This is a genomic window from Streptomyces sp. DH41 (assembly GCF_029813785.1).
GTDB lineage: Bacteria > Actinomycetota > Actinomycetes > Streptomycetales > Streptomycetaceae > Streptomyces.
Window position 1 is genome coordinate 290,109 of sequence record NZ_JARVKY010000005.1, and the last position, 21,148, is coordinate 311,256.

General features: G+C 71.2%; 15 protein-coding genes and 1 tRNA gene. 12 read left to right on the forward strand and 4 right to left on the reverse strand.

All coding sequences use genetic code 11. The features are described from left to right. The first annotated feature begins 1 nt into the window (after position 1). From QC283_RS11890 to QC283_RS11910, 5 genes are all read left to right on the forward strand, one after another. Complete coding sequence (locus QC283_RS11890; protein WP_279561404.1) at positions 2 to 739, forward strand: EboA domain-containing protein; 738 nt, start codon at positions 2 to 4, stop codon at positions 737 to 739. After that, entirely contained in the window at positions 739 to 1,587 is an 849-nt protein-coding gene (locus tag QC283_RS11895; protein WP_279561405.1) for a TatD family hydrolase, read from the forward strand. Before QC283_RS11890 ends, QC283_RS11895 begins: the two co-directional genes overlap by 1 nt. A 3-nt stretch (positions 1,588 to 1,590) precedes the next feature. After that, positions 1,591 to 2,778, forward strand: coding sequence for a metabolite traffic protein EboE (gene eboE, locus QC283_RS11900; protein ID WP_279561406.1), 1,188 nt, complete (start codon positions 1,591 to 1,593; stop codon positions 2,776 to 2,778). Then, positions 2,775 to 4,190: a nucleotide pyrophosphatase/phosphodiesterase family protein gene (locus tag QC283_RS11905; RefSeq protein WP_279561407.1), complete on the forward strand. Its 1,416-nt coding sequence runs from the start codon at positions 2,775 to 2,777 to the stop codon at positions 4,188 to 4,190. The genes eboE and QC283_RS11905 overlap by 4 nt, the downstream gene beginning before the upstream one ends. A gap of 115 nt (positions 4,191 to 4,305) precedes the next feature. Continuing rightward, positions 4,306 to 5,544, forward strand: coding sequence for a sugar phosphate isomerase/epimerase family protein (locus QC283_RS11910; protein WP_279561408.1), 1,239 nt, complete (start codon positions 4,306 to 4,308; stop codon positions 5,542 to 5,544). 36 nt (positions 5,545 to 5,580) lie between these two features. Here QC283_RS11910 and QC283_RS11915 read toward each other — a convergent pair whose 3' ends face one another. The 4 genes from QC283_RS11915 to QC283_RS11930 form a co-directional block, all read right to left on the reverse strand. Further along, a complete protein-coding gene (locus tag QC283_RS11915) occupies positions 5,581 to 6,960 on the reverse strand; it encodes an OFA family MFS transporter (RefSeq protein WP_279561409.1) in 1,380 nt (459 codons plus the stop codon). A 122-nt stretch (positions 6,961 to 7,082) separates the two neighbouring features. Continuing rightward, positions 7,083 to 9,230, reverse strand: a complete 2,148-nt coding sequence (locus tag QC283_RS11920) for an acetate--CoA ligase family protein (RefSeq protein WP_279561410.1) — start codon at positions 9,228 to 9,230, stop codon at positions 7,083 to 7,085. Between the two features lies 1 nt (position 9,231). Beyond that, positions 9,232 to 10,473, reverse strand: coding sequence for a formyl-CoA transferase (frc, locus tag QC283_RS11925; RefSeq protein WP_279561411.1), 1,242 nt, complete (start codon positions 10,471 to 10,473; stop codon positions 9,232 to 9,234). A gap of 10 nt (positions 10,474 to 10,483) precedes the next feature. Next, positions 10,484 to 12,166 (reverse strand): thiamine pyrophosphate-binding protein, encoded by a 1,683-nt coding sequence (locus QC283_RS11930; RefSeq protein WP_279561412.1) that lies wholly within the window; start codon positions 12,164 to 12,166, stop codon positions 10,484 to 10,486. Positions 12,167 to 12,309: 143 nt separating this feature from the next. Here QC283_RS11930 and sucC point away from each other — a divergent pair, with 143 nt between their 5' ends. The 7 genes from sucC (at position 12,310) to QC283_RS11965 (ending at position 21,100) form a co-directional block, all read left to right on the forward strand. Next, complete coding sequence (sucC, locus tag QC283_RS11935) at positions 12,310 to 13,440, forward strand: ADP-forming succinate--CoA ligase subunit beta (RefSeq protein ID WP_279561413.1); 1,131 nt, start codon at positions 12,310 to 12,312, stop codon at positions 13,438 to 13,440. A gap of 14 nt (positions 13,441 to 13,454) precedes the next feature. After that, the gene (gene sucD / locus QC283_RS11940) at positions 13,455 to 14,357 is read left to right on the forward strand and encodes a succinate--CoA ligase subunit alpha (RefSeq protein WP_279561414.1); all 903 of its coding nucleotides are present in this window, start codon (positions 13,455 to 13,457) and stop codon (positions 14,355 to 14,357) included. Then, positions 14,354 to 15,910: an aldehyde dehydrogenase family protein gene (locus QC283_RS11945; RefSeq protein ID WP_279561415.1), complete on the forward strand. Its 1,557-nt coding sequence runs from the start codon at positions 14,354 to 14,356 to the stop codon at positions 15,908 to 15,910. Before sucD ends, QC283_RS11945 begins: the two co-directional genes overlap by 4 nt. Positions 15,911 to 16,298: 388 nt before the next feature. Continuing rightward, positions 16,299 to 16,383 (forward strand) — tRNA-Leu (locus QC283_RS11950). Positions 16,384 to 16,740: 357 nt separating this feature from the next. After that, positions 16,741 to 18,825, forward strand: a complete 2,085-nt coding sequence (gene fusA / locus QC283_RS11955) for an elongation factor G (protein WP_279561416.1) — start codon at positions 16,741 to 16,743, stop codon at positions 18,823 to 18,825. A gap of 319 nt (positions 18,826 to 19,144) precedes the next feature. Further along, entirely contained in the window at positions 19,145 to 19,309 is a 165-nt protein-coding gene (locus QC283_RS11960) for a hypothetical protein (RefSeq protein WP_279561417.1), read from the forward strand. Between the two features lie 156 nt (positions 19,310 to 19,465). After that, entirely contained in the window at positions 19,466 to 21,100 is a 1,635-nt protein-coding gene (locus QC283_RS11965) for a phosphodiester glycosidase family protein (protein ID WP_279561418.1), read from the forward strand. The last annotated feature ends 48 nt before the right edge of the window (positions 21,101 to 21,148 follow it).

Genomic DNA, 21,148 nt, shown 5'->3' on the forward strand with positions numbered 1-21,148 from the left:
CATGACGCAGCCACACGCCACCGACGTCACCCCCACCCCCCACGACGCGGACGGCTCCCGCGCCGGGCAGGACCCCCAGGGCACCACCCCCGCCCACGTCCCGCCCGCCGAACTGCGCGCCGCCCTCACCGCCCGCCTGGGCGGCGCCGCCCGCGCCTGGCTGGACCAGGCCCTGGAAGAGGCCGCCGCCCACCCCGGCACCCACGGCCCCATCTCCGTGTGGGAGCTGCGCCTCGCCGAGGCGGGACGCCGCTGCGGCCCCGCCCATGCCGACGCCGCCCGCGTCCTCGTCCTGCACGCGGCCCACGCCGACACGGAGGCCCTGACCCGGGTCTACTCCCAGGGCACCGCCGACGAACGCCGCGCCGTCCTGCACGCGCTGCCCCACCTCGTGCCCGGACCCGACGCTCTCCCGCTCGTCGAGGACGCCCTGCGTACCAACGACACCCGGCTGGTCGCCGCCGCCCTCGGCCCGTACGCCGCCCGGCACCTCGACGCGCACCAGTGGCGGCACGCCGTTCTGAAGTGCCTGTTCACCGGCGTCCCCGTCGACCGGGTGGCGGACCTCGGCCGACGGGCCCACGCCGACGCGGAACTCGCCCGCATGCTCGCCGACTACGCCGCCGAACGCACCGCCGCCGGCCGCCCGGTCCCCGAAGACCTGCACCGCGTCCTGGCCCTGACCGAGTCCGAGCGTCCCCCGCACGGCACGGCCGGCCCCCACGGCAAGGAGTCCTGATGCGCATCTTCGACCCCCACATCCACATGACCTCCCGGACCACCGACGACTACGAGGCGATGCACGCCGCCGGCGTCCGCGCCGTCGTCGAGCCCTCCTTCTGGCTCGGCCAGCCGCGTACCTCCCCCGCCTCCTTCCGTGACTACTTCGACGCCCTGCTCGGCTGGGAGCCCTTCCGCGCCGCCCAGTACGGCATCGCCCACCACTGCACGATCGCGCTCAACCCCAAGGAGGCCAACGACCCCCGTTGCCTCCCCGTCCTCGACGAACTGCCCCGCTATCTCGTCAAGGACCGGGTCGTGGCGGTCGGTGAGATCGGCTACGACTCGATGACGCCCGCCGAGGACACGGCCCTGTCCACCCAGCTCCAGCTCGCCGCCGACCACGGCCTGCCGGCGATGGTGCACACCCCGCACCGCGACAAGCTCGCCGGCCTGCGCCGCACCCTGGACGTGGTCCGCGAGTCCGCGCTGCCCACGGACCGGGTGCTGGTCGACCACCTCAACGAGACCACCGTCAAGGAGGCCAAGGACAGCGGCGCCTGGCTCGGCTTCTCCGTCTATCCGGACACCAAGATGGACGAGGCCCGCATGGTCGCCCTGCTGCGCGAGTACGGCCCGGAACGGGTCCTGGTGAACTCGGCCGCCGACTGGGGCAGGAGCGACCCGCTCAAGACCCGCAAGGTCGGCGACCTGATGCTCACCGAGGGATTCACCGAGGACGACGTGGACCGGGTGCTGTGGCGCAATCCCGTCGCCTTCTACGGACTCAGCGGGCGCCTGAGCCTCGAGGTGACCTCGGCCGACACCACGCACGAGGGCAACTCCATCCTGCGCGGCGGGGAGTGAGCCATGCGCTTCCGCCACCCCGACGGCTCCACCGTCCACCTCGCCTACTGCACCAACGTCCACCCCGCCGAGACCCTCGACGGCGTCCTCGCCCAGCTCCGCGACCACTGCGAACCGGTCCGCCGCCGCCTCGGCCGCGACCGCCTCGGTATCGGGCTGTGGCTCGCCCGGGACGCCGCGCACGCCCTGGTCACCGACCCCTCCGCGCTGCGCGGGCTGCGCACCGAGCTCGACCGGCGCGGCCTGGAGGTCGTCACCCTCAACGGCTTCCCGTATGAGGGATTCGGTGCGGAAGAGGTCAAGTACCGTGTCTACAAGCCGGACTGGGCGGATCCCGAACGGCTCGACCACACCACCTCCCTGGCCCGGCTCCTGGCCGGCCTCCTGCCCGACGACGTCACCGAGGGCAGCATCTCCACCCTGCCGCTGGCCTGGCGCACCACCTACGACGAGACCCGCGCCGACAAGGCCCGCACCGCCCTGGTCACCCTCGGCGAACGCCTCGACGCCCTTCAGGAGCTGACCGGACGCTCCATCCGCATCGGTCTGGAACCCGAACCCGGCTGTGTCGTGGAGACAACCCACGACGCCATCGCCCCCCTCGCCGCGATCGCCCACGACCGCATCGGCATCTGCGTCGACACCTGCCACCTCGCCACCTCCTTCGAAGACCCGCACACCGCCCTGGACGCCTTGACCGCGGCCGGCGTCCCCGTCGTCAAGTCCCAGCTGTCGGCCGCCCTGCACGCCGAACACCCCCACCTTCCCGAGGTCCGGCAGGCCCTCGCGGCCTTCGCCGAGCCCCGCTTCCTGCACCAGACCCGCACCACCGGCCCGGTCGACGCGTCCGGCACCGCCGCCCTGCACGGCACCGACGACCTCGACGAGGCCCTGACGGGCGACACGCTGCCCGGCACAGCGCCCTGGCGCTCCCACTTCCACGTGCCCCTGCACGCGGCCCCCGCCACGCCCCTCACCTCCACGCTCCCCGTGCTCAAAACCGCGCTGACCCGGCTGGTCGGCGGCCCGCGCCCCCTCACCCGTCATCTGGAGGTCGAGACCTACACCTGGCAGGCCCTTCCGCCCGAGCTGCGGCCCCGCGCCCGGGCCCAGCTCACCGACGGCATCGCCGCCGAGCTCACCCTCGCCCGCGACCTGTTGACGGACCTCGGCCTGAAGGAACTGCCATGACCCGACCGACCCCCTCCGACGGTTCGACCCCCTCCGACGGACCGACCCCGCTCCTCGTCCTGGACGTCGTCGGCCTCACCCCCCGTCTCCTCGATCACATGCCCCACCTCAAGAAGCTCGGCCAGTCCGGCTCCCGCGCCCCTCTCGGCACCGTCCTGCCCGCCGTCACCTGCGCCGCCCAGTCCACCTTTCTCACCGGCACCCACCCGTCCGAGCACGGCATCGTCGGCAACGGCTGGTACTTCCGCGAGCTCGGTGACGTCCTGCTGTGGCGCCAGCACAACGGACTCGTCGCCGGCGACAAGCTCTGGGACGCCGCACGCCGCGCGCACCCCGGCTACACCGTCGCCAACATCTGCTGGTGGTACGCCATGGGCGCCGACACCGACATCACCGTCACCCCCCGCCCCGTCTACTACGCCGACGGCCGCAAGGAACCCGACTGCTACACCCGGCCCCCGGCCCTGCACGACGAACTCACCGACGCGTTCGGCACCTTCCCCCTCTTCCACTTCTGGGGGCCCGGCGCGGACCTGGTCTCCAGCCAGTGGATCATCGACGCGACCCGGCACATCATGCGCACCCGCCACCCCGACCTGACGCTCTGCTACCTCCCTCACCTCGACTACGACCTCCAGCGCTTCGGCCCCGACGACCCCCGCTCCCTGAAAGCGGCGGCCGACCTGGACGCGGCAATGGCCCCGCTCCTGGACGACGCCCGAGCCGAGGGCCGTACCGTCGTCGCGCTGTCCGAGTACGGCATCACCCGCGTGAACCGGCCCGTGGACATCAACCGGGCCCTGCGCCGCGCCGGACTCCTCGAGGTACACACCCAGGACGGCATGGAGTACCTCGACCCGATGGCCTCCCGTGCCTTCGCGGTCGCCGACCACCAGATCGCCCACGTCTACGTCCGCCGTCCCGAGGACCTCGACGCCACCCGCGCCGCCCTGGACGGGCTGCCCGGGATCGAGCGACTCCTCGACGACGAGGGCAAGAAGGCCCACCACCTCGACCATCCGCGCGCCGGTGAACTCGTCGCCGTCGCGGAGCCGGACGCCTGGTTCACGTACTACTACTGGCTCGACGACGACCGCGCGCCCGACTTCGCGCAGCTGGTCGAGATCCACCGCAAACCCGGCTACGACCCGGTCGAGCTGTTCATGGATCCGCTCGACCCCTACGTCAAGGTCAAGGCGGCCTCCGCGCTGGCGCGCAAGAAGCTCGGCATGCGCTACCGCATGGCGGTCGTGCCGCTGGACGCTTCACCTATTCGGGGCAGCCACGGCCGCCTCCCCGCGAGCGACGACGACGGTCCGCTCCTCATCTGCTCCACCCCCCGCGCTGTCGGAGACCGCGTCGCGGCCACCGATGTGAAACAACTCCTGCTCCGGCTCGCCGGACTCGGCTGACGTGCCACCAGGCAAAGCCTGCCGAGATCCAGCTACGGAGAGTGAAACACACGGCACTGACAACGGCCCGCCCCAGCGGCATCGGGGCAGGCCACGACCCAGAAGGCAGGCACCCGTGACCCTGTTCCCCGACCCCTCCCGCACTGATGCCACCACGGACCCGGCCGCCGTCGACGGCCCGGGTGAAGACCTGCGCCGCTCCCTCGGCGTGGACCGGCGGCGCTTCCTCAGCACATGCACCGCCGTGGCGGCCGGAGCCGTCGCCGCCCCCGTCTTCGGTGCCGCCCCCGCCCTCGCCCACGGCCGCGACAGAGACCACGGCGACGGGCACGGGCACGGCCACGGGCACGGCGAAGGTCACGGACACGGCCGGCACGCCCTCGTCCCGGCCGACAAGCGGGGCATCATCCTCTACACCGTCCGGGACGCCACCGCCCGCGACCCTCTCGCCTCCGACCTGCCCTCCGGCTTCCGCGAGGTGTTCAAGCAGCTGGCCCGTCACGGTTACCGCCAGGTGGAGTTCGCGGGTTACCGCCAGCACGCCAACGCGCCCGGCGGCGCCGACCTGGAATCCGTCGAGGGCGCCAGGCTGCTGCGCCGCTGGCTCGACGACTACGGCCTGCGTGCCCAGGGCAACCACGGTTTCATCCCCTCCTCCTGGCCGCTGACCACGGCGGACAAGGACACCTTCAAGAAGCACCTGGAGATCGCCAACATCCTCGGGCTGGATCACATGGGTACCGGTGGCGACCCCACCGGCAGCTCGTACCGCGCCGACTGGGACGTGGCCGCCGACAAGTGGAACGCGCTCGGCGCGATAGCCCGCCGGGAGGGCGTCAAGCTCTACACCCACAACCACGACAGCGCCTACGGCTTCCTGCTCGACGGCGGCCCGCTGGACGACCAGGGCCGGCCGACCCGCAGCTCGGGCATCCGGAAACTGGAGTACTTCCTGAAGGTCACCGACCCGAGGGCGGTCTGGCTGGAGATGGACATCTTCTGGGCACACGTCGCCCAGTACAAGTTCCACACCTACACGGCCCACGACGGCTCCACCCGCAAGAGCGTCTTCGACCCGGCCGGTCTCGTCGCCCGCAACAACAAGCGCTACCCGCTGTTCCACGCCAAGGACGGCGTCGTCAGCACGACCAACGGCATGGGCTACGACATGGTGCCCTTCGGTACCGGAGTCATCGACTACACGACGTTCTTCTCGCGGGTCGGGCAGCGCAACTACCACAACCCGATGATCGAGGACGACAACTCCCCGAGCGCCACCGATCCCGCGCAGTCACTGCGCGAGGCCAAGATCAGTTACGACAACCTGGCGGCCCTGCGCAAGCGGCGTCACTGACCCCGGACACGGACCGGGCGGGCAAGCCTCGTCCGGTCATCCCTCGCCCAGGGGCCGGGGGTTGGGCGTGACGCTCCTGTTCTTCGAGCGTCCCGGCGGTTGCAGGAACAGCGCCATGAACCCGGCGAAGATCGAGATGCAGCCCGCCAGGGTGAAGGCGCCGTTGTACCCCCAGGCACCGACGACCACGGATCCCATGCCCGCGCCCAGACCGGAGACGAGCTTGGAGCTGTAGACCATCCCGTAGTTCGTGGCGTTGTTGTTCTCGCCGAAGTAGTCCGCCGTCAGCGCCGCGAACATCGGGAAGATCGCACCGCCGCCGAAACCGGAGACGGCGGAGAAGACCAGGAACAGCGGCAGGTTCTTGATCTCGGCCGACCAGATGATGCCGAACTGGGCGAGACCCAGGATCGCGCACACGTAGAGCAGGCACTGCTTGCGGCCGTAGAGGTCGGAGAGCCAGCCGATGACGCCCCGCCCGGTGCCGTTGACGATCGCCTTCAGCGACATCGCGGTGGCCACGATTCCGGCCGCGAAGCCCGCGTCCTCACCGATGTCGACCTGGAAGGCGATACCGAAGATGTTCACGCCGGAGGTGCAGGCGAGACAGAACCACATCAGCGCCACCCTGCCCGTCCTCCAGGCCTCCAGCGGGGAGTACTGCTTGGTGGCCGGGGGGTTCTTCGCCAGCGAACGCCGGGCCCGAGGGTCGTCCGGCGGGTTCAGCGGGTCGATGGAGGCCGGCCACCAGTTCTTCGGCGGGTCCCGGAAGTAGAAGCCGGCGAAAGCCACGACGGCCGCGAGGAACACACCGGCCGAGACCAGTACCCAGCGGAAGTTGGAGGTGTCCATGAAGCCGTGGAAGATGAAGACGAACGGCACCGAGCCGTAGGCGAAACCGCCGTTGACGAAACCGGTTTTGCCGCCCCTGCGCTCCGGGTACCACTTGCCGACCATGTTGACGCAGGTCGCGTACACCATGCCCGCACCCATGCCGCTGAACACGCCGAACCCGATGAAGGCGAGCGAGACGTGCGGCGCGAAGGCCAGCGACAGATAGCCGAGCAGTGTGCCGGCCGAGCCCAACATCATCGCCCAGCGCGCCGGCAGTTTGCCGTTCTCACGCAGCCGCCCCGCGGGGAAGGCGACCGCGGCCTGGCAGAATATCCAGGCGGTCATCATCCAGTAGATGTTGCCGCTGGACCAGTGGTGGGCCTCGTGGAGGGTGTCCTCGGCGGACGCGAACGCGTACTCGGCGGAGGAGATGCCCATCATGCCGATCCAGGGCAGGATCACCATCCACTTGCGCTTGCGCCCCATGATGTCGATGTCGGACTCGCCCACGCGATAGACGCGTCCGTTCCTGTCGGTGACCTCCCTGTACGCCGCTGCCCGTGGGACCTCGGTGGTTGTCATGTCGTTTGCACCCCTTGCGTTCGAAAGACCTGGCCAGCGCCCCCTGTCCATTTCCTTTCGTGCGCGCGCGGGTCCTGGGGCCGGCCGACGCGCACCGTCGGCCGGTCCCGTGCTCCCTCAGCTCATGAACCGCCCCCCAGCAGCCCCGCGGCCCGCGCCCAGCGGTACTTCGCGCCGAGTACCGCCACCGGCTTCTCGGTCGTGTACGGGTACGCCACGACCCCGCGCTCGAAGAGGTACTGGCACGCCTCCTCCACCTCCACGTCGCCCGCGAGGGAGGCCACCACGGGCTTCTCGATCCCGCGCTCACGGAACTCGGCCACCACGCGCGCGGTGAGTTCGGCGAACACCATGGGAGGCGTGACGATGGTGTGCCAGTAGCCGAGGACCAGCGCGTGGATGCGCGGATCCTCGAGACCGAGCCGGATCGTCGCCTCGTACGTCGACGGGGGCTCGCCGCCGGTGATGTCCACCGGGTTGCCCGCCGCCCCGAACGGCGGGATGAACGCGCGGAACGCCGTGTCCAGGTCCGGCGGTATCTCCATCAGCGACAGCCCGTTGTCCGTCACCGCGTCCGAGAGCAGCACCCCGCTGCCGCCCGCCCCGGTGATGATCACCACGTTGTCGCCCGCCGGCGCCGGAAGCACCGGCAACGCGCGCGCGTACTCCAGCATCTCGTTCAGGCCGGGCGCCCGGATGACCCCGGCCTGCCGCAGGATGTCGTCGTACACGGCGTCGTCCCCGGCGAGCGCCCCGGTGTGCGAGCCGGCGGCCTTCGCACCCGCCGCCGTACGCCCCGCCTTGAGCACCACGACCGGTTTCCTCGGCACCGTCGCCCGCGCGGCCTCGACGAACGCGCGTCCGTCCTTGAGGTCCTCCAGGTGCATCGCGATGCACTCGGTGTGCGGGTCCTCACCGAACCAGGTCAGCAGGTCGTCCTCGTCGAGGTCCGACTTGTTGCCGAGTCCGACGATCGCCGACACGCCCGTCTTCGTGGTCCGGGCGAAGCCCAGGATGGCCATCCCGATGCCGCCCGACTGCGAGGTCAGAGCGACCCCGCCCTTCACGTCGTACGGCGTGCAGAACGTGGCGCACAGGTCCTGCCACGTCGAGTAGTAGCCGTAGATGTTCGGGCCCAGCAGCCGGACGCCGTACCGTTCGGCGACCGCCACGATCTCGTCCTGGAGCGCGTGCTCACCGGTCTCGGCGAACCCGGAGGGAATCAGCACGGCGTTGGGGATCCCCTTGCGCCCCACCTCCTCCAGGGCCGCGGCCACGAACCTGGCGGGGATCGCGAAGACCGCCACGTCCACCTCACCGGGAACGTCGGTGACCCTCCTGTACGCCTTGCGGCCCAGGATGTCGTCGGCCTTGGGGTTCACCGGGTGGATCTCGCCCGCGAAGCCGCCGTCGACCAGGTTGCGCATCACCGAGTTGCCGATCTTCCCCGGCTCACCGGACGCGCCGATCACGGCGACCGACGAGGGCTGCATCAGACGGCGCATCGAGGTGAGGATCTCCTCGCGCGTGTACCGTCGGCGCTCCTTGGGCGTGCCGGTCGCGAGGATCACCCGGACGTCGGCGGCGACCGCGCCCTCGGGAGTGGCGATCACCGGGTTGAGGTCCACCTCGGCGATCTCCGGGAAGTCCGCGACGAGTTCGGACACCCGGCGGATCTGCTCGGCGAGGGCCCACCGGTCCACGCCGGCCTGCCCACGCACCCCGCGCAGGACCTCCGCCGCCCGGATCGAGTCCAGCATGGACAGCGCCACGTCGACGTCCACGGGAGCGAGCCGGAACGTGACGTCCTTGAGGACCTCGACCAGCACCCCGCCGAGCCCGAACGCCACCACCTTCCCGAACGTCGGGTCGGTCACCGCGCCGACGATGACCTCCAGCCCTCGCGGCAGCAGCTCCTGGACCTGCACGCCCTCGATCCGCGCGTCGCCGCTGTACGCGCGCGCGTTGTCGACGATCCGGCGGAACGCGGCCCGTACGTCCGCCGCCCCCTCCACTCCGACGACCACACCGCCGGCGTCGGTCTTGTGCGGGATGTCCGGGGAGACGATCTTCATCACGACCGGCCCGCCGAACCGCGCCGCACACGCCACCGCCTCGTCGACGTCCCGCGCCAGCTCCTCGCCCGGTACGGCGATCCCGTAGGCGTCGGCGAGCACCTTGCCCTCGGGAGCGGTCAGCGCGGTGCGCCCCTTCGCCCGTACGGAGTCCAGCAGCCCGCGCACCCGCGCCACCCGGTCCTCGGCCCTCACGTCAGATCACCCCGTTCGACTTGAGCAGGCGCAGTTCCTCGTCGCCGAGGCCCAGCTCACCGACGTAGACCTCTTCGTTGTGCTCGCCGAGCAGCGGCGAAGCGCTCACCTCGACGGGGGAGTCGGAGAGCTTGAGCGGGCTGCCGACGGTCACGAACTCGCCGCGCTCGGGGTGGGGGACGGTCACCACCATCTCGTTGGCGGCCAGGGACCGGTCCTCGATGATCTCCTTGGTGGACAGGATCGGCCCGCACGGGATGTTGTGCGCGTTGAGCCGCTCCAGCACCTCCCACTTGGGCAGGGTGGACGACCACTCCTCGATCAGCTGGAACATCTTGTTCAGCTTCGGCAGCCGGACCCGGGGCGTCGCCCACTCGGGGTCGTCGGCCAGTTCGGGCCGGCCGATCAGTTCGCTCAGCGGCTGCCAGCCGACCGGCTGGACGATGACGTACACGTAGTCGTTCGGGCCGCCCGGTGCGCACTTGACCGCCCAGCCCGGCTGCCCGCCGCCGGACGCGTTCCCGGACCGGGGAACCTCGTCGCCGAAGTCCTCGTTGGGATATTCGGCGAGTGGACCACGGGTCAGGCGCTGCTGGTCGCGCAGCTTCACCCGGCAGAGGTTGAGCACCGCGTGCTGCATGGCCACGTTCACCCGCTGGCCACGTCCGGTGTGCTCCCGCTGGTAGAGGGCGGCGAGGATGCCCGCCACGACGTGGACGCCCGTGCCCGAGTCCCCGATCTGGGCCCCCGTCGCCAGCGGTGGCCCGTCCTCGAAACCGGTGGTGGACATCGATCCGCCCATGGCCTGCGCGACGACCTCGTACGCCTTGAAGTCGGTGTACGGACCGTCGCCGAAACCCTTGATGGAGGCGTAGACGATCCGTGGATTGATCTCCCTGACCCGGTCCCAGGTGAAGCCCATCCGGTCGATCGCGCCCGGCCCGAAGTTCTCGACCATGACGTCCGAGCGCCGGATCAGCTCGGTGAGGATCTCCTTGCCGCGCTCGGTCTTGGTGTTGAGGGTGATGCTCCGCTTGTTGCAGTTGAGCATCGTGAAGTAGAGGGAGTCGACGTCCGGCAGATCGCGCAGCTGCCTGCGCGTGATGTCACCGCTCGGCGCCTCCAGCTTCACGACGTCCGCGCCGAGCCAGGCGAGCAGCTGGGTCGCCGACGGTCCGGACTGCACGTGCGTCATGTCCAGCACGCGGATGCCGTCGAGTGCCTTGGCAGGCGTTCCGGTCATGGGTCCCACCTCACTTGTACATCGTCTGGTTCATGGTTCCGGGGGCGTAGGCGTCCGGGTCGACCCAGACGTTGACGAGCGACGGCTTGCCGGACTCGCGGGCCCGGCGCAGAGCGGGGCCGATGTCGGCGGGGTCGCGTACCTCCTCGCCGTGGCCGCCCAGCATCCGCGCGAACTGGTCGTACGGGACGTCGCCGAGGGTGTTGCCGACCCGCGCGCGTTCCTCGCCGTACTTCGCGGCCTGGCCGTAGCGGATCTGGTTCATGGAGGAGTTGTTGCCGACGATGCCGACGAAGGGGAGGTCGTAGCGGACCAGGGTCTCGAAGTCCCAGCCCGTGAGCGAGAAGGCGCCGTCACCGAAGAGGGCGACGACCTCCTTGTCGGGCCGGGCCTGCTTGGCCGCGAGTACGAAGGGGACACCGACGCCGAGCGTGCCCAGCGGCCCCGGATCCATCCAGTGACCCGGCGACTTGGGCTGCACCACCTGTCCGGAGAAGGTGACGATGTCGCCTCCGTCGCCGATGTAGACCGAGTCCTCGGTGAGGAAGTCGTTGATCTCGCTGACCAGCCGGTACGGGTGGATGGGGGAGGCGTCCGACCTGAGCTGCGGCAGCCGCTTGTCCAACGCGGTCCGTTCCGCCGCGCGCAGCTCGTCGAGCCACTCCTTGCGCTTGGACGCGCCCCCGTTGACCCGTCCGGAGGCGGCCTCGGTCACCGACTTCAGCACGAGCTCCGCGTCGCCGACGATCCCGAGGTCGACGTCTCGGTTCTTGCCGACGGTGCGGTAGTCGAGGTCGATCTGCACGACGGTCGCGTCCGGGGAGAGCCGTTTGCCGTAGCCCATGCGGAAGTCGAAGGGGGTGCCGACGATGACGATCACATCGGCGTTGGAGAAGGCGTAGCGGCGCGACAGCTGGAAGTGGTGCGGATCGCCGGGCGGCAGGGTGCCGCGTCCGGCGCCGTTCATGTACGCCGGGATGTTCAGTGTGCGGACCAGTTCGACGGCCGTCTTCGTCGCGCGGGTCGTCCATACCTGGCTGCCGAGCAGGATGGCCGGCTTCTCCGCGTGGACCAGCAGGTCGGCGAGCCGCTCGATCGCTTCCGGGTCGCCGGCCGAGCGGGTCGAGGCGCGGTAGGCCCCCGCCTTCGGGACGCGCGCCTTGTCCACCGCGACCTTGGCGTCCAGCACGTCGCGCGGAATCTCCAGGAAGGAGGGGCCGGGCGCCCCGTGGTAGCACTCACGGAACGCCATCGACACCATGTCGGCGGCGCGCGCCGTGTCCGGCACGGTCGCCGCGAACTTGGTGATCGGCGTCATCATGTCGACATGCGGCAGGTCCTGGAGGGACCCCATCTTGTGCTGGGTGTGCGCGCCCTGGCCGCCGATCAGCAGCATCGGTGACTCGGCGCGGAAGGCGTTGGCGACACCGGTGACGGCGTCGGTCGTACCCGGTCCCGCGGTGACCACCGCGCAGCCCGGCTTGCCGGTGACGCGGGCGTAGCCGTCGGCGGCGTGCGCGGCGACCTGCTCGTGGCGCACGTCGACGACCTCGATGCCCTCGTCGACGCAACCGTCGTAGATGTCGATGATGTGGCCGCCGCACAGCGTGTAGATGCGGTCGACCCCCTCGGCCTTGAGTGCCTTGGCGACGAGGTGACCGCCGGAGATGACGTCCTGGGTGTCGTCGGGCATGGCGAAGTCCTGTCCCTTCACGAGGGGTTGGGGCGCTGTCGCGGTACATTGCATACAGTCGACGAATACTGTATGAAGCTTGTTATCCCGCATCCGGTGGGTGGTGTCCAGGGGGCGTGCGGCACTTTCAGTCAGGAGCCGGAATGGACCTGTACGAGCACCAGGCAAGGGAACTCCTCGCGGAGCACGGCATCGCGGTACCGAGGGCAGAGGTCACCGACTCGCCCGAACGGGTCCGCGAGATCGCCCGAGCGCTCGGCGGACGCGTCGTCGTCAAGGCGCAGGTGAGGACCGGCGGGCGCGGCAAGGCGGGCGGAGTACGGCTCGCCGCCGACCCGGCCGCCGCCGAGGAAGCGGCACGGCACATCCTCGGCATGGACATCAAGGGCCACAAGGTCGGCACGGTGATGCTCGCCGAACCGTTCGACATCGAGCGGGAGTTCTACGTCTCCTACGTCCTCGACCGAGCGGCCGGCCGTTTCCTCGCGATCGCCTCGGCGGAGGGTGGCACGGAGATCGAGGAGGTGGCGGCCAAGCGGCCCGAGGTCGTGGCACGCATCCCCGTCGACCCGGCCACGGGCGTGCACACGGCCATGGCGGTACGCATCGCGGACGCCGCCGGCCTGCCCCCGCAGACCGTCGACACGCTCGTCCGGCTGTGGAAGGCACTGGTCCGCGAGGACGCCCTCCTCGTCGAGATCAACCCGCTGGTCAGGACGGTCCAGGGCAGGATCGTCGCCCTCGACGGCAAGGTCACCCTGGACGACAACGCCCGGTTCCGGCGCACCCGTTGGGGAGGTGAGCGGGAGGTGCCCGCCGAGCGGCTGGAGGTGAGGGCGGCGGCCAAGGGCCTGAACTACGTGAAGCTCGACGGCGAGGTCGGCGTCATCGGCAACGGCGCCGGACTGGTCATGTCGACCCTCGACGTCGTCGCCGGCTGCGGCGCCCGACCCGCCAACTTCCTCGACATCGGCGGCGGCGCCTCCGCCCGGGTCATGGCCGACGGACTCTCCGTGATCCTCTCCGACCCCGCCGTGAAGTCCGTCCTCGTCAACGTCTTCGGCGGCATCACCGCCTGCGACGCGGTCGCCGACGGCATCGTCCGGGCCCTGGACGAGGTCCGGCCGACCAAACCGCTCGTCGTACGCCTCGACGGCAACAACGCCGCCCGGGGCCGGGCCGTCCTCGACGCACACGCACACCCGCTCGTCGAACAGGCCACCACCATGGACGGCGCCGCCCGCCGTGCCGCCCGACTCGCCACCGCGGCATAAGGAGACACGACGACATGACGATCTACCTCACCAAGGAGAGCAAGGTCCTCGTCCAGGGCATGACCGGCGCCGAGGGCATGAAGCACACCCGCCGCATGCTGGCCGCCGGCACGAACGTGACGGGCGGCGTCAACCCGCGCAAGGCGGGCCGCACCGTCCACTTCGACGAGCGTGCCGTGCCGGTCTTCGGCTCGGTGCGCGAGGGCGTCGAACGCACCGGCGCCGACGTCACCGTCGTGTTCGTGCCGCCGGCCTTCGCCAAGGGCGCGGTGGTGGAGGCCGTCGACGCCGGCATCGCGCTCGCCGTCGTCATCACCGAGGGCGTCCCCGTCCACGACTCCGTAGCCTTCACCGCGTACGCCAAGGCCAGGGGCACCAGGGTCATCGGCCCCAACTGCCCCGGCCTGATCAGCCCCGGCCAGTCCAACGCGGGCATCATCCCGCCCGACATCACCAGGCCCGGCCGCATCGGCCTGGTCTCCAAGTCGGGCACGCTCACGTACCAGCTCATGTACGAACTCCGCGACATCGGCTTCTCGTCCTGCGTCGGCATCGGCGGCGACCCGGTGGTCGGCACCAGTCACATCGACTGCCTCGCCGCCTTCCAGGACGACCCCGACACCGAACTGATCGTCCTCATCGGCGAGATCGGCGGTGACGCGGAGGAACGCGCGGCGGCCTACATCCGCGACCACGTCACCAAGCCGGTCGTCGGCTACGTCGCCGGCTTCACCGCGCCCGAGGGCCGGACCATGGGCCACGCCGGCGCGATCGTGTCCGGCTCCTCGGGCACGGCGCGGGCGAAGAAGGAAGCCCTGGAGGCGGCCGGAGTGCGGGTCGGGAGCACACCGACCGAGACGGCACGGCACGTCGTCGCCGCACTCGGCGGCGTGGCACGGGACGGAGCCCCGGTATGACGGCCGGTGCCGAGGGCGCCGTCCTCACCCTCAAGTCCGGCACCTCCTGGACCGACGCCTGGCGACGCTGCCTCGCCGTCGCCCCCGAGGCGTTCCGGGACGACCGCGTCCTCAACCTCTGGAACGCCGGCTGGCGGGCGGACGGCCGGGTCCTGCCCGCCACCAGCCCCGTCGACGGCAGCCCGATCGCCGGCCCGCCCCGCCTCGACCGGGCCACCGCCCGTCGAGCCGTACGCGCCTCGCTCGACCAGCACCGCGCCTGGCGCCACGTCCCCCTGCCCGAACGCCGCGCCCGCGTCGCCGCCACCCTCGACGCCCTCGCCCAGCACCGCGAACTGCTCGCGCTCCTGCTCGTCCGGGAGATCGGCAAGCCGTGGCGGCTCGCACAGGCCGACGTCGACCGGGCCGTCGACGGAGTGCGCTGGTACGTCGACGGCATCGACGAAATGATCGAGGGCCGGGCCCCGCTGGACGGCCCGGTGTCCAACATCGCGAGCTGGAACTACCCGATGAGCGTGCTCGTTCACGCATTACTGGTACAGGCCCTGGCGGGCAACGCGGTCATCGCCAAGACCCCGACCGACGGCGGCGTCGCCTGTCTCACCCTGGCCTGTGCACTCGCCGCCCGCGAGGGAATCCCCGTCACCCTCGTCAGCGGCAGCGGAGGTGAGCTGTCCGAGGCGCTCGTGCGGTCGCCCGAGATCGGCTGCGTCTCCTTCGTCGGCGGCCGCGACACCGGCGCCGCCGTCGCCACGACCGTCGCCGACCTCGGCAAACGGCACATCCTCGAACAGGAAGGACTCAACACCTGGGGTATCTGGAACTTCACGGACTGGGACACGCTCACCGCGACGATCCCGAAGCTCTTCGACTACGGCAAACAGCGCTGCACGGCGTACCCGCGCTTCGTCGTCCAGCGGCAGCTGTTCGACGCGTTCCTCGCGGCGTACCTCCCGGCCGTGCGCACGCTGCGGGTCGGCCACCCACTCGCCGTCCGGGCACCGGACGACCCGTACCCGGACCTCGACTTCGGGCCGGTGATCAACGCGGCCAAGGCGAAGGAGCTGGGGGACCAGGTGGCCGAGGCCGTCGACCGCGGCGCCGTACCGCTGCACCGCGGCAGCGCGGACGACGCACGGTTCCTGCCGGGCCAGGACACCTCGGCCTATGTGCAGCCGGTCACGCTCCTGAACCCGCCCCGGTCGTCGCCGCTGCACCACGCGGAACCCTTCGGCCCGGTCGACACCATCGTCCTGGTCGACACCGAGGCCGAACTGCTCGCCGCCATGAACGCGTCCAACGGCGCACTGGTCGCCACCCTCTCCACGGACGACCCGGCGACCTACGACAGGCTGGCGCCGCAGATCCGAGCCTTCAAGGTCGGCCACGGTGTCCCGCGCTCCCGCGGTGACCGCGACGAGCTGTTCGGCGGGCACGGCGCGTCCTGGCGCGGTGCCTTCGTCGGCGGCGACCTGCTGGTGCGCGCCGTCACGCGCGGCCCGGCGGGGGAGCGGCTGCCCGGGAACTTCCCGGACCACCACCTCATGCCCTAGAGGTGTCGTTCGGACCAGGTCGGCTCCGGCAGCACGGCGAAGGCCCGCCCTCGCCCCGCACACTTCTCGTCCTGATCAGCTGGACACACATGGGCCGCTCACGACGCGCAGCCGCTGTGCTGCGGGACGTGCGCATTGCGCGGCTGGTGCGGGTGGCCCGGAAGCACGGGGTCGCACCGGAAGCGCGCTGCGAGTAGCTGTCCGGTTACTCACGGTGCGGCCCCGGGTGTGGCGGAGCCGCCGGTCCCGGACCGCCGCCCAGGCGGAGGGCCGGAGGGAGGGCGAGCCCGGGGCAGGGGAAGGAAACGCAGGTGAAAGGCACTGCGAAACCTTGGTATGGTTGTCCATGTCGCCGCGGGGAACAGCCCGCACAGGCGGCAGACACCTAGTCCGGGTGGCGGAATGGCAGACGCGCTAGCTTGAGGTGCTAGTGCCCTTTATCGGGCGTGGGGGTTCAAGTCCCCCCTCGGACACAAGATCAGGCAAAAGGTGACATGCCGACCGGGAGTGATTCCGGTCGGCATTTCGCGTTGTCCGGGTGCCGGGAGCGCCGTGGAAAACCCGATGCGGTGTCCCTCGCGGATTTCCTACACTCACCACGACACCGAGATCGAGTGAGGGGAGCCGGGCCGTGCGTATCCGCACCGCTGCCGTCGTTCCCCCGTCCCGGTACGAGGTGATCCTGGTGTCTTCGGCCGTCCGGTGTCCGCTGCGCGGCCGGCACCGGATGCCCGCGACGAGCATCTGACGTACCGTCACGCCCGCCCTCTCGCGGCGGGCCGTCTCCCCGTCCCGCCCTCGTCCCGGGAATCGCGTCGCCCTGTTCACGCATGAGCGAAAGGCCACGGGCCGTGCGCACCCACACCAACCCCCTCACCACCGTCCGCAACCTGGGCATCCTCGCCCACGTCGACGCCGGCAAGACCACGGTGACCGAGCGGATCCTCTACACCACCGGCACCACGTACAAGCGCGGTGAGGTCCACGACGGCACCACCGTCACCGACTTCGACCCGCAGGAGCGCGATCGCGGCATCACCATCTTCGCCGCGGCGATCAGCTGTTCCTGGAGCGGTCACCGGATCAACCTGATCGACACCCCGGGACACGTGGACTTCGCCGACGAGGTCGAGCGCTCCCTGCGCGTGCTGGACGGCGCGGTCGCCGTGTTCGACGCCGTCGCCGGTGTGGAACCGCAGAGCGAGTCCGTGTGGCGGCAGGCCGACCGGCACGGTGTGCCGAGGATCGCGTTCGTCAACAAGATGGACCGGGCGGGCGCCGACCTCGACACGGCCGTCGCCTCGATCCGCGAGCGGCTGCACCCTGCGCCCCTGGTGGTGCAGCTGCCCATCGGGACGGAGGACGGATTCACCGGCGTCGTCGACCTGCTGAGCATGCGCGCCCTGACGTGGGCCGATGGTGCGGAGGCGGCCGAGGAGGGACCGGTGCCCGATGCCCTGCGCGAGGAGGCGGCCCGCAGAAGGCGACTGCTGGAGGAGACGGTGGCGGAACGCCACCCGGCCGCGCTGGAGGAGTTCTGCGACCGGGAGGCGCTCAGCGCGGCCACCCTCGCCGCCGCCCTGCGCGACCTGACGCGCGGCGGCGACGGCGTGGTGGTGCTGTGCGGCTCCGCCTACCGCAACCGCGGTGTCGAACCCCTGCTGGACGCCATCGTGACCTACCTGCCGTCGCCGCTGGACGTGCCTCCGGTACGCGGCACCCACGACGGCACGGAGCAGGACCGGCCCGCCGACCCGGCGGCACCGATGGTGGCACTGGCGTTCAAGGTGAACGCCACCCCGACGGGACGAATGACCTACCTGAGGGTCTACTCGGGCACGATCGAGAAGGGAGACACCGTGTGGGACGCGGGCACGCGCCGCACCGAGCGCATCGGCCGCATCCTGCGGGTGCGGGCCGACCGCCACGACCCGCTGGAGCGGGCGGTCGCCGGGGACATCGTCGCCGTGGTCGGGCTGAAGTCCGCCCGCGCCGGCTCGACGCTGTGCGCGCCGGGCGCCCCACTCCTCCTGGAGCCTTTGGGGGTGGCCGAGCCGGTCGTGCACGTGGCGGTGGAAGCCCGTCGCTCCACCGACACCGACCGGCTGGCCTCGGCGCTGGCCAGACTGACCGAGGAGGACCCCTCGCTGGCCGTGCGGACCGACCCGGAGACAGGCCAGACCGTGCTGTCGGGCATGGGCGAACTGCACCTGGAGGTGGCGGTGGAGCGCGTACGGCGCGAGCACGGGATCGAGGTCGCCGTCGGCCGTCCGGGCGTGGCGTACCGGGAGACGGTCGGTGAAGGCGTGTCCGGTTTCGTCTTCCGGCACGTCAAACAGGACGGCGGCGCGGGACAGTTCGCGCACGTCGTACTCGACGTGGAGCCGTGGGAGGGGAACGGGGACGAGGGCGGTTTCGTGTTCCGCTCGGCGGTCGTCGGCGGGCGCGTTCCGCAGGAGTTCGTCCGGGCCGTCGAGGCCGGCTGCCGGGACGCCCTGGCCACGGGTCCGCTCGGCGGGCACCCGGTGACCGGCCTGAGAGTGACGCTCACCGACGGCCAGACCCATGTGAAGGACTCCTCGGACACCGCCTTCCGCACCGCGGGCAGGCTCGGTCTCCGCGACGCTCTGCGCGCCTCGGCGATGGTCCTGCTGGAACCGGTCGTCGAGGTCACGGTCACCGTCCCCGAGGACGCGGTCGGTGGCGTGCTCGGTGACCTGGCCGCCCGCCGCGGCCGGGTCACCGGCTCCGACACGCGGGGCGGCGCGGCGGCCGTCACGGCCACCGTGCCGCTGGCCGAACTGTTCGGCTACGCGACCCGGCTGCGCAGCCGCACCCAGGGCCGAGGCACCTTCACCGCCCGGCCCACCGGCTACGCCCCGGCGCCGACAGCGGCGTCGACACCGGCGCGGTAGCGGCCGGGCTGTCCCCTCCCGCGCGGGAGGGGACAGCCCCCGGGCCGGGGGCGGCGAGTCAGGGAAAGGACACCACCGCCGACGGCACGGCCGACATCCCCGAAGTCGGCGCGCCCGTCTCGTCGATGACGCATCCGTACTGTCTCGCCGAGCACGGGCGGAAACAGGGGCAGCCCCCTGCCCCTCTCCGGCGTGTCCGTCCGTCAGGGCGCGGCTGATGCGGACCGACCCGGCAGGCGCGAACAGCCCAGCCGAGTCGCCACGTAGGGAAGAAGGCGGTGCGGCATATTCCGGTGAGCCGGACGGAATAATCGCATACATGTCAAAGGTGACGCGCAACGCGCTGATCGTCGTCCTCCTGATCTGGAGCGGGTTCGCCTACCCGTGGTTCGACAGGGGCTGCAACATCGCGGAGGCGTACACGGCGGTCTTCGAGTACGGGGTGCCGCAAGGTCTGGAGCCCCTCCCGGCCTGCTACGGCTGAGAGCCCGGTCCGGACCTTGACGCTGCGCTGAATCCGGTCGCTACTTGTGCAGTGGACGTTGGGCGGCTGTCCATGTCTGTGTCAGAAGTGAGCGGAGAGGATGGCGATGTTCGTCCCCGGTCTTCGATCCATACGGTGCAGATGAAGAAGAGGCAGATGAAGAAGAGACTGTGCGGTGCGGGTGCCGTCCTCGGCGTCCTGGTCACGGTGGGCGCACTACCGGCGCAGGCGTCGGCACCAGCCGTCCAACCGGACCGGCATGCCCTGCCCCTGGGCCGCACAGACCTGCCCGAGACGCGCACCACCACGACACTTCAACCGGGCGTCACCCTCACCCGCATCGTGCGCGGCGCCGAAGATCCGTCGCACGACCCGTCGCAGCACTGGACGGTCGAGGTCTCCATCCCCGGCGGCGTCACCTCGCCGGACCCCGACGCGCCGCCGACCGCCCTGAAGGACAGGGCGAGCGCCGACGAACTGGCCGCCGAGCTGAAGCGCGACGGCTTCCAGGCCAGGGTGGAACAGGTGACCACACCGAAGGCGGCCGACTACGCCGGCGGCACCCTCGGCTGGCGGGTCCGCATCGGAACGTACGACTCGCAGTCCGCCGCGACGACCGAACGCACCCGCCTCCGGACGGCCGGCTACTCGGGATCCGCCGTGTACACGGGCTGGGACGGCGACGCCACGGACCGCGGCCCATGGCGCGTCGACGTGCTCACCATCGACCCGCGCAGGTTCCGCGGGAGCCTCGACGCGTCGTACGGCCCCGACCTGGAGCAGCGGGAGACCACCAGCGAACTGTCGAAGTCGGCCGACGCGACCGCCGCCGTCAACGCCGGATTCTTCGTCCTCGACCCCAAGGCGGGCGCGCCGGGCGACCCGGCAGGCGTGGGCGTGTACGACGGACGCCTGCTGAGCGAGCCGGTGGCCGGCCGCCCCAGCCTGGTGATCCACGACAACGGCCGGCGAACGGACGTCACCCGTCTCACCTGGCGGGGCCAGGTCACCGGCCGGGAGTCCACCCTCCGCCTGAACGGTGTCAACCGCGTCCCCGGCCTGATCCGCAACTGCGGCGGCACCGAGGGCGACGTTCCCACCGCCCTGCCCCTGCACGACGTGACGTGCACCAACCCCGACGAACTGGTCGCCTTCACACCGGACTACGGCCGGCACACTCCCCAGGGTGAAGGCCTGGAGGCCGTACTGGACGCCCACGACCGGGTCGTGGAGCTGCGCTCACCACGAGGCGGAGAACTCCCGCCGGGCGGCAGCTCGGTCCAGGCAACCGGCCGGCGCGTCGCCGACCTGACCGCCCTGGCACACACGGGCCACCGCCTCCGCGTCAGCACGACCCTGCTCGACGAACGCGGTCACCGCGTCTCACCCTCACCCCGGACCGACATCCTGAACGCGGGCCCCGAACTCGTCCGCGACGGACGGCTCCACGTCACGCCCGCCACCGACGGCATGGTGCACCCCGGCGACCCGAGCTGGTACTACGGCTGGGTCCACAAGCGCAACCCGCGCACCCTGGCCGGAGTGGACGCCGCCGGCCGCACCGTCCTGGTCACCGCCGACGGACGCAGCACCGACTCCCTCGGGCTCAGCATCGGCGAGAGCGCGAAGGTCGCCAAGTCACTGGGCCTGCGCGACGCGGTCAACCTCGACGGCGGCGGTTCGACGACGATGGTGACGAACGGCGACGTGATCAACGAGCCGTCGGACGCCGCAGGCGAACGCCCTGTCGGCGACGCGTTGCTGATCCTGCCCCGCAGGCACGGGAACTGACGTCCAGGTCCCCGCACGAAGACCCGGAGACCCGAAGACCCGGAGACC